The sequence below is a fragment of the Myxococcus eversor genome (assembly GCF_010894455.1).
Taxonomy (GTDB): Bacteria; Myxococcota; Myxococcia; order Myxococcales; family Myxococcaceae; genus Myxococcus; species Myxococcus eversor.
In genome coordinates this window covers 1-13,361 of the sequence record NZ_JAAIXY010000033.1, presented here as the reverse complement: position 1 = coordinate 13,361, position 13,361 = coordinate 1, and the positions used below count along the sequence as shown (strand labels likewise).

The window sequence follows — 13,361 nt, the reverse complement described above, 5'->3', positions numbered from 1 at the left end:
GAATGACTCCCGGCTCAGTTCCAGAGCTCGCGCGAGAGCGTGTCCACCATCGCCATGGCGACCTCCGGCGTGGGAAGACCGAGCTCGCGGATGAGCGCGGCATCAGTCGGCTCGGCCACCTCCGCGCGCAGGGTCTCCACGGCCCGCAGCCGGGCCTCGCGCACCGCCGTCCGCTCGCTCTCGGCAAGCCGCGCGCTCGCCCAGCGGTCGACGGCCCACGACAGGTCCGCGTGCCGCGTCTCGTCCTCGGCGATGCGCGCCATCACCTCGCGCACCTCTGAGTCCTCCGCGTGCAGGGACTGGTGGTGGGCCACCAGCGCGCCATACGTCTCGCGCACGCACCCCTCCACGGCGTTGTCCAACACCACCTCCGCGAGCGGCCGGGGCGGAAGCGAAGCCACCTGGGGCCGCTCCGGCGTCGCGCCGTACTTCCGGGCCAGACGCCCGGACACCTCCGTGTGCATCACCTCGTCCATCGCGCCGCGCAGCGCCGCATCCTGGAGCTCGACGTCAGCGCCATGAAGCGCCAGCTCCGCGCGCAGCCGAAGGAACGCCTGGATGGAGACCGCCTCCAGGTGGGCGACGAGCGCCAGGTGCCGCCCCACGGTATCCGCGCACTCGACGACGCCATCCGACTGGAGTCCCGCCGGCCGACGCCCCACGGAGCAGCCCTTGTCGCCGCGCTTCAGGACCTCACTGTCCTTCTCGACCACCTCGCCCGTAGCCGACACCTGGAAGAGGTATTGCGTCTCCTTCGTCCCCTCTCCGCAGGCGAAGCCCTTGCTCGCGACGACGTTGAAGGTGCCGTCCCCGTTCGCCTTCACCGCGCCGCGCTCCAACTGGGAGCAGCTCACGGTGTAGCCGTCCGCGAAGACCCGCAGCAGGGCCTCCTGGGGCGTGTCGATGGCACCCAGGAAGCTCAGGAGTGCCTCCAGCGAGGCCTTCGCCGCCACGGTGTCGCCCTCCGTGGTCGCCAGGTAATACGACTCGCAGAACAAGTCACAGGAGGAACGAAAGCCGCCCTCGGGGGCCAGGGCGTCGAGCTCCGCCTGACACGTCGCGGGCTGGGACGCCGTCGCGCAAGCCGTGCCCGAAGACGACAGCACCTCATGGAAGCGCGGGTCGCGCTGGTCCCCGGTGTCCTGGCTCCGACGGAGCTGCACCAGGTCCGGCTGCGTCGCGGGGGACAGGCCGCTCATCGCGAGCTTCCAACCATCCTCACACACGGGAGGCGAGTAGCCCTTCAGGTCCAGGCCACCGCAGCCGGCCAACAACAATGGAGAGGCCAGCGACGCTCGCAGGGCCTTCGCGAAGAGCTGCCGCAGTTGATTCGAGTCCATGAAAGGCTCCCATCGAGTGAACCCGGTGCCAAAAGCAATGCAGGGGCCAGGAGCGCGTCACTCGGAGAGACGTCTGAAACGCTGACAAGCGCACGCCGTTTTCTCCCCACCTGCTCAGAAATCTGAGGTGGCGAAGACGCCTCCCGGTGCCCGGGACGTCAGTGGGGCCGCGGCGTCCCCGCGCCTTCGTCGAGCATGCGCACCACCACGATGCGACAGGCCGAACACACCACGCCCGCACGTTCCCAGTGGACCTGGTCTTCCAACTCGCTGGCGTCCTCTGGCCCATCCTCCAACCGCTGGACCAGCTCCGCGAGTGCGTCCCTGTCCCCGTCTTCAGCCTCGTCACCGGAGTCGAGCACGTCCTGCTCGCCCTCCAGCACCAGGTTGAAGCGGTAGTAGACCTCGCGGGGGTTCAGGGCACGCCCACACGTCGCACAGTGCCGGGGTCTTGGCTCCGTCATCGCAAGTCCCACCCTCGCTCGAGTGAGCAGCCGCCATGGCAATCCGCCATCCCCAGCGTGGCACACTGCCACGCCCTCCCGACACTACTCCATGAATTCAGGGAGATAGTTTGAGGCACGAGTATTGCTGTTGGACCCGTGGTTCTTGTCACCCCCCAGGTCCCCAGCAGCGTGCCCCCCACATGACTCCGTCGTCAGCTCCCGAAGTTCCGGGGCGCCAGGTCCTGGCGCGCCCGCGCGGCCACGGCTCGCCAGGGAGGCTGACGCTTCCCGGGGCGCTCGCCCTGCTCCTGCTGTCGTTGGGAGCGTGTCGGGACACTCCGAGTGAGGACGCCGGCGAGCGGGTGGAGCAGAAGCCCGATGCGGACCTCACCATCGACGCCATGGACAATGAGCAACACGTCCTGCGTGGTGGCTTCCGGGTCGATGCGGGCATCGTCCGGGTGGTTGTCTATGAGGGCACGGTGCTCATCGGCGAGGCGGTGCTGGAGCCCGATGGGCGGTGGAGCATTCCCTGGCAGCCGACTCACGAGAGCCAGGCCCTGGAAATCATCGCCTATCACGACACCGGGACGGAGAATCGCACCCGGCTCGACTTCCAGCGGTTGAGCTTCGCGGCGCCGGAGGGACTGTATGCCTCCGAGGCGCTCCTCACGCTGCCCACGTCGCCTGAGACGACGACGCGCTACACCCTGGACGGCTCGACTCCGGGCCCCTCCTCTCCTGTCTACACCGCGCCGCTGGCGCTGTTGAACCGGGCCGGACAGCCGGCCCCGCTGAGCCTCATCCGGACCAATCCGGAGGACGCGCCCGAGTCCTGGCGTTGGCAGCCTCCCACGTCTCCCGTGACACTCGGCACGGTGGTGCGCGTCCAGCGGTTCGAGGGTGAGCTGCCCGTGGGGGCGGGACAGGCGCGGACGTATCTCATTGGCCAGCGGCCCTACACCCTGCCCGTGCTGTCCCTGGTGACGGACGCGGCGAACTTCTTCGACTCCGTCCAGGGCATCTATGTGCCGGGCCGCGTCCATGAAGAGACTCCGGACTGGTCGGAGGGCTATGGGACGGGCAATTACATGCAGGATGGCAAGGATTGGGAGCGCCCGGTCCATGTCGAGTGGTTCGAGACATCCGGCGCGCCCGTGCTTGCGCAGAACGCGGGGGTGCGCATCCACGGCTCGGGGAGCGCGGCGCTGCCGCAGAAGAGTCTGCGATTGTATGCGAAGGAAGATTATGGCCCGGAGCTGTTCCAGGCCGACCTCTTCCCGGGCCATTCGTTGCGCGAGTTCAAGCGCCTGCTGGTGCGCACCTCGGGACAGGACCAGCAGGTCTCCAAGTTGAGGGACTGCGTCCTCCAGGGACTCTTGCGCGACACGTCGCTGGCGCTCCAGGCCTGTCGGCCCGCGGTGGTGTTCCTCAATGGCGAGTACTGGGGATTGCACGAACTGCGCGAGCGGTACGACGAGTACTACCTGGCGGCCCACCACGGGCTGAAGCGCAAGGACATCGTCATCCTGGAGAATGCCGGCGGCCTCGACACGGGGGAGTTGGAGGACATCCTGCCGTACGAGGAGCTGCTGACGTATGTGCGGGAGCACGACCTGTCCGTGCCCGAGCATTACGCGCACGTGCTGGAGCGGATGGATGTGGAGGACTTCATCGACTACCACATCGCGCAGCTCTACTTCGACAACGAGGACTGGCCGAACAACAACATCAAGTTCTGGCGCAACCGCACGGGCGACGGCACACCGGGCCCGGGTGATGGGCGTTGGCGCTGGTTGCTGTATGACCTGGACGCGACCTTCATGAAGGGGCCCGACGTCAACTCACTGGGCAGGCTCCTGCGTGGCGACGGCATCGGTGAGCCCCTCGAGGTGTTGCTGCGAAGCCTGTTGAAGTCCCCGGACTTCAAGGGTCTGTTCATCGCCCGCTTCCACTGGCACCTGGAGAACACCTTCGCACCGGAGCGCGTCGTGGCGTGGCTCGACGCGGCGGAGGCGCGGCTCGCGCCCGAGATGCCCGAGCACATCGGCCGGTGGCGCAACCCGTCCTCGATGGAGCGCTGGAGGGAGGCCATCCAGGCCATGCGAGACACCGCGATGCGGCGGCCTGCCGCGCTGCGAGCGCACCTGGAGCAGGAGCTGGGCGCGCCGTGACGGGCCGAGGGCGCCCGCCCTCCGCGCCCGGACGCCCCACGTCTTCATGCCACGCCGACCCGAGCTGGATGCCCTGCGGGGGTTGCTCCTCGTCTTGATGACGCTGACGCACCTGCCCACCCGGCTGCACGCGTACAGCAGCCAGCCGTTCGGGTTCGTCTCGGCGGCCGAGGGCTTCGTGTTCCTGTCGGCGTTCCTGGTGGGCGTCTCGCATGGGAAGACGTGGGAAACGCCATTGAGCCTGTGGGCGAGCCTGCGAAGGCGGGCGCTGAAGGTCTACGCGCACCATGTCGGGCTGTTGCTCTTCGCCTTCACGGTCATCGGCACGGTGGGCTGGCTGGCGAACCGGCCCGCCATCCGCAACCTGCTCGACTTCTACCATCAGGAGCCGCTCACCGCGCTGTTGAGCAGCCTCTTGCTGCTGTACTGCCCGCCGTTGCTCGACATCCTGCCGCTGTATGTCGTGCTGTTGTTCCTGACACCGTTCGTCCTGCTCGCGGCGAGGACGGCGGGCTGGACGAAGGTGTTGTGCCTGAGTGGACTGGTGTGGTTCTGGGCGCAGCTCGGATTGAAGAGAGCCCTGTACACGTGGTTGGGAGACCTCACCTGGCTGCCGGTCAGAATCGACCAGTCCGGTGCGTTCGACTTGTTCGCCTGGCAGTTCCTCTGGGTACTGGGTGTGTGGACTGGGAGTCAGCGGACCCGTGTGAAGCTGCCCGAGGAGCGCGCGTCCTCCGTGATACTGGGGAGCGCGTGGGTGTTGGGCGTGCTGTTCCTCCTGGCGCGGTATGAGGTGGAGCCCTTCGTGTGGCTCGCGAGCGAGCCGGTGCTCCTGGACAAGTGGACGTTGGCGCCGCTGCGGCTGGTGAACTTCCTGGCGCTGGCGGTGCTCGCGGACCGGGGCTCACCGCACATCTATCACTGGCTGAAGCCGAGGATGCTGGTGCTCCTGGGGAGCGCGTCACTGCCGGTCTTCAGCGTCCACCTGGTGCTGTGCCTGTTGAGTCTGGCGCTCATCAACGAGAACGAGGCTCCGCTCGACAGCCTGGAGGAACTCGCCGTGCTGGTGGTGACGTTCGCCAGCATGGTCATCGTGGCCCTGCGTCACCGACGGCGCGCGGCGCTCACGGGGTGACGGAGGTCAGGGCGACGGCGCGGGGCACGCGTAGACCGTGATGACGACCTCCGCGTTGATGCTCGCCGCCAGTGCGAGTGCCGCCACGGGGAGCCGGTAGCACACCTGATGCGGCGTGGCACCGGATTGGATGCCGATGTCCAGCGTCCGCTCCGAGCACCGGTCCCACTCCTCGCGCGCATCCATGGGGAGGCGGGTGATGAGTGTCGCCAGACGCGTCACCGCCTCCTCGGGCGACTCGGGTTGCTCGTCGAGTTCCAGGCACGCGAACCCGTCCTCTGCGTGAAGCGGGGCAACCGAGTCGCCCAACGCGCTCAGCAACTTGGACATGCCGAACGAACTCTTGAGGTCCAGGTCGACATTCAGGAACGTGGTCTCTTCAGGCCGTGGCATGGAGGTCCTTACTGGCTCACGCTGCTGAGGTTCGGAATCACTTCAGTGTGCCCCAGCTCGGAGAACGAGGCGCTGGTGAGCGCCTCGACGAAGGCCACCAGGTCGGCATGATCTCGAGGGGTGAACGGAGTCCGCCGGCTCACGCGGGAGTTCAGTTCGTGCGCCACGGCTTCGCTCAATGTGGGGACACTGCCATCGTGCATGTAGGGCGCCGTGAGGGCCGCATTGCGCAGGCTGGGAGTGCGGAAGCGCCCGATGTCCTCCGGACGCAGGCTCACGACGAAGCGCCCCAGCGCGGCCACCTCCTCTCGTGAGGCCACGGCGGAGAAGCGCTCGGCCTCGGACAGCTTCGCCACCTCGCGGGCCACGGTGGGCAACCTGGAGCGGAGCTTTTTCGGCAACACACCCGCGTGGAATGCCCCATCCGTGAAGGGGGCCGCCTTGGGCCCCGCGGTGTGACAGCGAGCGCAGCCGGCGCGGCCAATGAAGAGCGTGTGTCCCCGGCGCTGGGCCTCGTCGAGCGCGGTGGAGTCCTTGCCGAAATGGAAGCGAGCAAACGCAGACTCGCCGGACTTGAGCGTCCGCACATAGGCGGCGATGGATCCGGTGATGGTCCGCGCGGAGACCTCTTCGTCGGGAAAGGCCAGCGCATGGGCCGCCGCATGGCGATTGCGCACGCGAACCACCAGCTCCTCGGCGGACGGCAGCGCGTGCTCCTGGGGATGCAGGAGCGGGTCGAGGATGAGCGCCTCCAGGGAGGTGCGCCGACCGTCCCAGAACAACGTCCGAGCCTCGGCCACGTCGAGCAGGCTGGGCGCATTCCGGGTGCCCACGCGGAGATGCGCGCCCAGTGAGCGAGCATCCCTGTCGGAGAAGACGCGCTCCGGCAGGTGGCAGGTCATGCAGCCGACCCGACCATCGGCGCTCAAGGACAAGTCGAAGAACAGCGCGCGACCAAGGGCCTCCCGCCGAGCCGTGGCGGCGACAGCCTCCAGGCGCGGAGGATTGGGTCCGGACGCCGATGCCGTCAGCGTCAGGCAAAGACCCGCCATCGCGGCCCAGCGCATGCTCAGAACACCTGACGGAGGCCGAAGCGACCGCGGGCACGAGCGGAGTCACCGTCCACGGCGACCACGGGAGCGTACTGTCCCAGGTCCGGGTCATAGGCGTGCACCGAGCCGTCCTCGAGCTGGTACACCCACGCGTAGAGGTTGAGCTTGCGGCGTGCGAGCCCCTCCGCGACGACGGGAAGCGAGCGCAGGTGCTCGACCTGCACGAGGACGTTCTCCATCACCGCGGCGTCCTGGAGCGCGGGGCCCGTCAGGTGGCCGTAGCTCTCCTGGACGATGCGGCGGGTGTTCTCCGCGTGGCGAAGCCAGTCGCGCATCTCCGGGAGGCGGGACAGCTGCTCGGGATGGAGGAGGCCCTGCATGGCGCCGCAGCGGGTGTGGCCGCAGACGATGATGTGGCGCACTTCCAGCGCAGCCACGGCGTATTCGATGGTGGCCCCCTCGCCGTTGTTGGGGGTGCCGTGTGGAGGGACGATGTTGCCGGCGTTGCGGATGATGAACAGCTCGCCGGGCCCCGCGCTGGTCAGCTCGTTGGGGAGGACGCGCGAATCCGAGCAGGTGATGAAGAGCACCTCGGGGCTCTGCGCCTCCGCGAGTCGGGAGTAGAGCTCCTGCTTGGAGCGAAAAACCTCCGTCTGGAAGTGATGCAGGCCGGGGATGAGTTTCTCCATGGAGAGGAGACTTCCCCAAGAGCGGGGGCGCCGACAACCCCGATGTCGAGAAGAGTGTCGTCCTCCGTGCCACATCGAAGCGGCCCGCGTTGCCCACACCTGGGCCCCGCGATGCAACTTCAGAGTCCTGATTGCCGCCAGAAGCGACGCGACGGCGCCTCCCTTCATCGCAGCCGATGGACCTTGGGGAAATGGAGATACTGGCTTCGTGAGCGAGAACGATGGAGCCGGAGCCGAGGGAACGCAGCGCCTGCTGCGAGAGGCGTACTTCGAGAACGAGACCTTCACGAGCCTCGACCTCCAGAACGCCGACCTGGCCGACAAGGAGTTCTATCGCTGCACCTTCGAGAACTGTCAGCTCCAAGAGAGCCGCTGGAAGGACACCATCCTGGAGGCATGCATCGTCCGTGGCAGCAACATCACCCGAGCGCAGCTCGGCCGGGTCGCGCTGCGGGACGTGCGATTCGAGAGTTGCAAGTTGATTGGCATCGACTGGAGCAACATCGGGTCGAACCCGGAGTTCTCCTTCGCGGACTCAGGGCTGTCCTACTGCTCGTTCGTCGGACTCAGCTTGAGGAAGATGGAGTTCCTGCGCTGCGTGGCGCGCGAGGTGAACTTCTTCGACCTGGACCTGACCGACTCGGACTTCACCGGAACGGAACTGACTGGAAGCACCTTCCGGGGCTGCACGCTCACGCGGACGGACTTCTCGGGGACGCAGGGAGCGTTCCTGGACCCGGCGCACAACCGGATGAAGGACACCCGGGTGCCGTTGGATTCCGTGGTCCATCTGGCCAAGACGCTCGGCATGCTCGTCGCGGGGTATCACGACGAGGTGGCACCCCGAGGGAAGAAGAAGGCCCGGTAGCGCAGAGCCTCATCCCGCGATGGTGAGCGGACTACGCTTCATCATCGCTGCTATCGGTCATGTCACCGCCGAGGTCCTCGAACCCGTGAGGCAGCTCCGGGCGATTTCGGAGATTCTTGTTCTCGAGGTTGACGACGCGGCGCATGTAGTCGGCTTTATCGGCCATGGGGAAGCCGGGTCGTTCCTTCCCGAAGGCCTGGTCCAGCGTCATCGAGCCATCCATCACCGCATGGAGTGCGCCGCGCGCCACCTTGTCGGCCCCGTTGAACCGCTGAGGCTCGGAGATGTGGGTGATGGCCAGGAGCTTGGCCGCGGCATTCGTCGGTGCGCCCTCGGAGATGGCCCGCCTTCCTGGCGGAGGAAGGGCGCTGCCCTCGATACCGTCCAGAAGCTCCTTGGCGATGGCCGCGTCGCTGGCCTTGCTCTCACGCAGCGCATGGACCAGGTCCGTGTACTTGTCCCCCACCGGGACCTTGTTGAAGTTCTCGGCGCGCGTGGAGACCTTGAATCCCCGGTCATTGTTCGGAAATGGCGTCAACGTCACCGGGCCAAACGGCGTGTCCGCGACGAGCGACTTCTTGTCGGGACCGAGACACTGGGGTTGATGGGAGGGGAATTGCTGGGTTTCGGGGCAGAGGTGAAGCTGTCGGTCCGGGCCTGGGGTCAGGCTTCGTGGAGGTGGTGGGCTTCGGCCTGGTATCCGTGGTGAGGGGCCTGGTGGATGGCGGCCTGGACGTCGGGGCGAATGCTTCCAGGCGCGCGTTGGGGGCGGGCTTGTTTTGCCCGGGCGGTGGGCCCACGTTCGTCTTGAGGTGCTTCAGGTCAGGCGGCTTCAACAAGGGCTTCATCCCTTGTCCAAGTCTGCTCAGGCTGTTTCCGAGATTCGGTCTGAATGGCATCGACGCCTCCCAATGAGGCGGCTGTATCTCAAGGCGTCTGCCCCAGTCGCAACGAGTCAGCGAGAGGCCGGAGTGTGAATGATACACGTCAGACCTACACATCTGCGCCACCACGACTTCAAGACAGACCCACATGACTGCTGGGAGGTGGGTTTCACAACGGGGTCCGGCTGAGCCGCCCCTGGGTGATGACCACCCCAAGTGGGTCATTCATTTCCACGACACACCATTCGAACGCCAGAAGCCACAACTCCCAACCCCGGAGTCCACAATGGCAAACGCGGTCCGCTTCGCATTCACCCAGCCAGGCTCGCCTGTAGCTGAGTTCATCATCGAGCTGACGGATGACAAGACGAACACCCATGCACGGCGGATTCTCTCTGGCGAGGAGACGAACGAAATCCACGTGCATGGGCGAATCATCAAGAGGACGCAGCCGTACAATCCGAAGTTCTCGTTCCATCTGGACCCGTCCACCATCGCGTTCTTCACGATGGCCATCGAGGTCTGTGACGCGAACATGCTGTACGCGGAGGACCACCTGGATGAAGCGGGAGGCGCGTTCCTGCCGGGCAGCCACTGGTGCCCGTGGGACTCCAGGCTCACGCGTGAAGTGACGTAGCGCGCACCACGGCACTCGCGCGTTTCTTCGCCCTTCTGTGGCGGACCTGGCGGGACGGGCAGCAGCACCTACAGCGGCTCCCGTCCACCTCGTTCATCCAAGGCAAACGCGCTGGCGCATGCGGCGGACGAGGCCGCGCTGGACCCGCGCGGACATGACACGGCTGACGGTGCGAACGCCTGCTGTCCGGGTCGGGCAGTCATTGCTCCTTCGCGCGGAAGGCCCCAGCTTCGTCAAGGGAGGTTTCGTCCTGGCGGCATCCAGAGGATGGAGCACTCACTCGTCCGCCGTGACAACCCGCGGGAGCTGGCGCCCGAGGGGTGAAGCACAGGCAGGACCGCCGGCCCAAGGGGGAAGGACACATGGCGGGCGTTCGAGCGCTGACCCGAGCGGAGGCACGACCTGGCGGGGGCAGACGGACGGGCCCGCGTGAGGAGCCGGCCATCCGCTGGTGGATGCGCCATCAACTGTGGATTCCACCCGTCTCGGCGGCGGTGGCAGGCGCCTGCCTGGGCGTCTTCCTCGTGGATGCGCCGCACACCGTGGTCAGGGGCCTGAGTGGCGCGGCCTGGCAGGCGACGGCCGGCGAGGCACGGGGCATGCTCTCGGCCACGCTGGGTATCGCGCTGACCTCCTTGAGCATCGTTCTGTCGCTGACCATGCTCGTGGTGCAGAGCGCCGCGAGCCAGTATTCGCCGCGCCTGCTGCGGCTGTATCTGCATAGCGCGGGCATCCGCGTGGTCATCCCGGTCTTCGTCGCCACGAGCGTCTTCTGTCTGGTGGCGACACATGAGTTTGGGTTTGTCTCCGGCTCCGAGAGCCTACCGCGCCCGGCGCTCGCACTGGCCATGCTTTTGCTCATCGCCTGCGAGGGCGCGCTCGTCTTCCAGGTGCTCAATACGCTTCAGCTCATGCGCGTGGAGAACCTGGTGAGGCGAGTACGTCATGACACGCTGGGCGTCGCGCGAATGCTCGAAAGATTCCGCTCGGAAGACATGGAGGCGCCGCCGCCAGCGCGTGCTCGCCTGGCGGAAGCGTGGCCGATCCTCGTCCGGAGTGATGGCTTCATCGCCACCATCGATGCGAGGGCGCTCCTGTCCGTGGCGACGGAGAAGCGACTCGCCATCCACCTGGAGAGAGCCATTGGCGAGCCGGTGCTTCAGGGAGAAGAGGTGGGCTGGGCCGAGCCGGAAGCTTCTGGACCATCCGCTCAGCGCGAGGCCGCCGAGGAGCTCATTCTCCGCGCCATCCGCATGGACCGTTGGCGGGACGAGGACCGGGACATTGCCCTGGGCGTGCGTCAGTTGGTGGATGTGGCCATCAAGGCGCTGTCGCCGGGAATCAATGACCCGTACACGGCCGTCGAGGCCGTGGACCAGCTGACCTTCATGCTGTGCGGGCTGAGCACGATGAGACTGGGTCCTCGCGTCCTGGCGGATGACGCGGGAACTCCGCGCGTGTTCCTGCGAGGGGCCTCGCTGGGCGACTACCTCACGCTGGCGACAGACCAGATCCTCCGCTATGGCGCCACCGAGCCCGCCGTGGTGCTCCGGCTCCTGCGAATGACAGCAGCCGTGGGACAGCGCGCGACAGCCGCGGAGGACCGGCGCGTGGCTCGCGAGCTGCTGCACTCCATCCGGACAGTCTCGGAGCAGACCCAGCCAGGCACGGCATCAGCTTCAGCCCTTCGCGAGCACACGGAAGCCCTGGAGCGGGCGCTCGCGGGCGGGCCCTGGCCGCCGCTCCCGGCCATCGGTTTCTGAGCGGAATGCTCCTGGCGAGCACTCCGCGGGAGAGACCCTCCTGGGCGTGCGCTCGCGGAGAAGGAGCCTGACATGGCAGCGGAGCTTGGAAATGGAGAGCTGCTCATCCGACTGCTCGTGGCGGGAGGCGCGGGCATCATCCTGGGCCTGCCCTACCGCAAGCGACCGGGCGGGGTTCGGGCCCACTACCTGGTGACGCTCGGCGCCGCGCTCTTCTGTACCTCCGGGGCGAACCTGGTGGGGGCGGAGCCCGCCGAGACGCTGCGCATCATCCAGGGCGTGGCGTCGGGTATCGGGTTCGTGGGAGCGGCGAGTGTCCTCAAGAAGGGAAGCTCCATCTTTGGAATCACGACGGCCGCATCCATCTGGATTGCCGCGGCGGTGGGCTGTGAGGCCGCGCTGGGCAGCCCCCGGCTCGCCGCCCTCGTCGCGCCATCCATCGCCCTCTCGAGTTGGTTGATAGGTCTGCTGGAGCTCAAGGTCTTCCATCGCAGACGCGTCATGCATGAGCTTCGAGAGCTGCGTGAGAAGCAGAAGGAAGGCGGGCGGTCCTGACCCAGGGTTCGTGACGTGATGCGTGTCCTCGAGCCTGGAGGCCACCTTCGTGTGGGCGCTCTCGCGCACACCTGCTGGGGGCTGGCTGCCTCACAGCGGTGAGCAGTCGCACGGAACCGCATATCCGCAATGGATGGCATGTCTTTCGACACACCTTCATTGAGCTGACGAAGCGATACGCGCACTCATGGTATGGCCTACCGCCAGCCTGGGTTTCGGCCCACTCGGAAACGATCTGCTTCACCTCGTCAGGGAATTTGGGTAGCAAGCGGTCTTGGACGCCTTCACTCGGGTGCAAAGAGGAGAGGCGTGCGGTAAAGTGCTGGAATTGCTGGCGCACGAGTGGCGGAACAGGCAGACGCAGCGGACTTAAAATCCGCTGACCCGCAAGGGTCGTCCGGGTTCGATTCCCGGCTCGTGCACTTCTTTGCTCAGTCTTTACAGGTGGTTACCGAGGACATCCCCCTGTGTTGCAGGTATGTCGCACGCCAGCGCAATGGGCCGGTCCAGCAGATTGACCGCATCTCTCCTGGCATCGGGGCTCAGGTGGGCAAGCGCATCGTCATTTCGATGGTCGCGTGCCCCATCAGCTCCTGACTCGCCTTCAGCGGCACCCCTCTCATGGCGAGGTGGCTGCCGTAGGTATGGCGTAGGTCGTGCCATCCGATTTGGCCCACTTCTCGGGTGATGCCTGCTGCTCGAAGGTAACCGACCGACGACCGGCGTGTAGCGTGGGGACCTATCCGTTCGCGCAGCGAGGTAGCCGCGCATCGGAGTGGCTGGTCACCGAGGCTTGGGTGGATTCAGGAGGAGTCGAGTGCGGAGGCGGAGGCCGGTCGCCAGCGGTGAGGTAACAGTTCGTCCAGACGAGCCGCGGGGTGACTGCCAAGCCGCATCAGCACGTCGGCGAGGTACGCCTCGGGATTGACGCCGTTGGCCTCGCAGGTCGCCACCAGCGAGGCGAGCCCCGCGAGCGTCTGACCGGCCTTGTCATTGCCGACGAAGAGATAGTTCTTCCTGCCCAGGGCCATGACCCGCAGAGCCCGCTCGGCGGCGTTGTTGTCGAGGGGCAGCGAGGGGTCCTCCAGAAAGCGAGTCAGTGCACTCCATTGTCCCTTCGTGTAGCGAAGGGCCACGCCGAGGGGGCTCTTGGGAGGATGGAGCGGAAGCTGCTCATCGACCCATGTCGCCAGTTGCACGAGGACACGTGCGCTGGTGGTACGGCGAGCGTGGAGGTGTTCCGGAGAGCCGAGCGTCCCGGAGTCTCGGGCCGTATGCTCGACGTGGTACAGCGCGAGTGTTGCTGAGCGAAGTGGTTGATGGAGATCGCGGTCGCGACGAGCGCGCTGGTTGCCGGGAAGGGATGTTGCAGGTCGCGCGGAGTCCAGCAGCGAGCCGGATTCTGGCGCGCCACGCTGCGTGAGG

13 protein-coding genes, 1 tRNA gene and 1 pseudogene are annotated in these 13,361 nt (G+C 66.8%); 7 read left to right on the top strand and 8 right to left on the bottom strand.

Annotation, left to right across the window (positions count from 1 at the left end; genetic code table 11):
* Nucleotides 1-14 precede the first annotated feature (14 nt).
* Together G4D83_RS42595 and G4D83_RS42590 are read right to left on the bottom strand one after the other, a co-directional pair.
* A complete protein-coding gene (locus G4D83_RS42595) occupies nt 15-1,340 on the bottom strand; it encodes a ferritin-like domain-containing protein (RefSeq protein WP_163870689.1) in 1,326 nt (441 codons plus the stop codon).
* Nucleotides 1,341-1,498: 158 nt separating this feature from the next.
* Nucleotides 1,499-1,804, bottom strand: a complete 306-nt coding sequence (locus G4D83_RS42590) for a hypothetical protein (RefSeq protein ID WP_163870688.1) — start codon at nt 1,802-1,804, stop codon at nt 1,499-1,501.
* A 182-nt stretch (nt 1,805-1,986) separates the two neighbouring features.
* Here G4D83_RS42590 and G4D83_RS42585 point away from each other — a divergent pair, with 182 nt between their 5' ends.
* Together G4D83_RS42585 and opgC are read left to right on the top strand one after the other, a co-directional pair.
* The gene (locus tag G4D83_RS42585) at nt 1,987-3,960 is read left to right on the top strand and encodes a CotH kinase family protein (RefSeq protein WP_163870687.1); all 1,974 of its coding nucleotides are present in this window, start codon (nt 1,987-1,989) and stop codon (nt 3,958-3,960) included.
* Between the two features lie 46 nt (nt 3,961-4,006).
* Nucleotides 4,007-5,095 carry an OpgC domain-containing protein gene (gene opgC, locus G4D83_RS42580; RefSeq protein ID WP_163870686.1) on the top strand — a complete coding sequence of 363 codons (1,089 nt, stop codon included), beginning with the start codon at nt 4,007-4,009 and terminating at the stop codon, nt 5,093-5,095.
* A 6-nt stretch (nt 5,096-5,101) separates the two neighbouring features.
* Here opgC and G4D83_RS42575 read toward each other — a convergent pair whose 3' ends face one another.
* From G4D83_RS42575 to G4D83_RS42565, 3 genes are read right to left on the bottom strand one after another with little or no spacing between them, the layout of a single operon-like run.
* Nucleotides 5,102-5,488, bottom strand: a complete 387-nt coding sequence (locus tag G4D83_RS42575) for a hypothetical protein (protein WP_163870685.1) — start codon at nt 5,486-5,488, stop codon at nt 5,102-5,104.
* An 8-nt stretch (nt 5,489-5,496) separates the two neighbouring features.
* Nucleotides 5,497-6,555, bottom strand: a complete 1,059-nt coding sequence (locus tag G4D83_RS42570; protein WP_163870684.1) for a cytochrome-c peroxidase — start codon at nt 6,553-6,555, stop codon at nt 5,497-5,499.
* A 2-nt stretch (nt 6,556-6,557) separates the two neighbouring features.
* On the bottom strand, nt 6,558-7,229 hold the full coding sequence (locus tag G4D83_RS42565) for a carbonic anhydrase (protein WP_163870683.1): 672 nt from the start codon (nt 7,227-7,229) through the stop codon (nt 6,558-6,560).
* Nucleotides 7,230-7,437: 208 nt separating this feature from the next.
* On the opposite strand from G4D83_RS42565, the gene G4D83_RS42560 reads away from it, so the two are divergent.
* The gene (locus G4D83_RS42560) at nt 7,438-8,097 is read left to right on the top strand and encodes a pentapeptide repeat-containing protein (protein WP_240357130.1); all 660 of its coding nucleotides are present in this window, start codon (nt 7,438-7,440) and stop codon (nt 8,095-8,097) included.
* Between the two features lie 31 nt (nt 8,098-8,128).
* On the opposite strand, the gene G4D83_RS42555 is transcribed toward G4D83_RS42560, so the two are convergent.
* Nucleotides 8,129-8,635: a hypothetical protein gene (locus tag G4D83_RS42555; protein WP_163870681.1), complete on the bottom strand. Its 507-nt coding sequence runs from the start codon at nt 8,633-8,635 to the stop codon at nt 8,129-8,131.
* Nucleotides 8,636-9,267: 632 nt separating this feature from the next.
* On the opposite strand from G4D83_RS42555, the gene G4D83_RS42550 reads away from it, so the two are divergent.
* The 4 genes from G4D83_RS42550 to G4D83_RS42535 all read left to right on the top strand — a co-directional run bounded on the left by G4D83_RS42550 (nt 9,268) and on the right by G4D83_RS42535 (nt 12,358).
* Nucleotides 9,268-9,618, top strand: a complete 351-nt coding sequence (locus G4D83_RS42550) for a BP74-related protein (protein ID WP_163870680.1) — start codon at nt 9,268-9,270, stop codon at nt 9,616-9,618.
* A 362-nt stretch (nt 9,619-9,980) separates the two neighbouring features.
* Nucleotides 9,981-11,381 carry a DUF2254 domain-containing protein gene (locus G4D83_RS42545; RefSeq protein ID WP_163870679.1) on the top strand — a complete coding sequence of 467 codons (1,401 nt, stop codon included), beginning with the start codon at nt 9,981-9,983 and terminating at the stop codon, nt 11,379-11,381.
* Nucleotides 11,382-11,453: 72 nt separating this feature from the next.
* A complete protein-coding gene (locus G4D83_RS42540; RefSeq protein ID WP_163870678.1) occupies nt 11,454-11,936 on the top strand; it encodes an MgtC/SapB family protein in 483 nt (160 codons plus the stop codon).
* Nucleotides 11,937-12,272: 336 nt separating this feature from the next.
* Nucleotides 12,273-12,358: transfer RNA gene (locus tag G4D83_RS42535), tRNA-Leu, on the top strand.
* 16 nt (nt 12,359-12,374) lie between these two features.
* Here G4D83_RS42535 and G4D83_RS42530 read toward each other — a convergent pair.
* Nucleotides 12,375-12,640 (bottom strand): annotated as a pseudogene (locus tag G4D83_RS42530) (tyrosine-type recombinase/integrase); the annotation flags it as partial.
* 99 nt (nt 12,641-12,739) lie between these two features.
* On the bottom strand, nt 12,740-13,361 hold a 622-nt coding region (locus tag G4D83_RS42525), incomplete at its 5' end, for an IS66 family transposase (protein WP_163870677.1).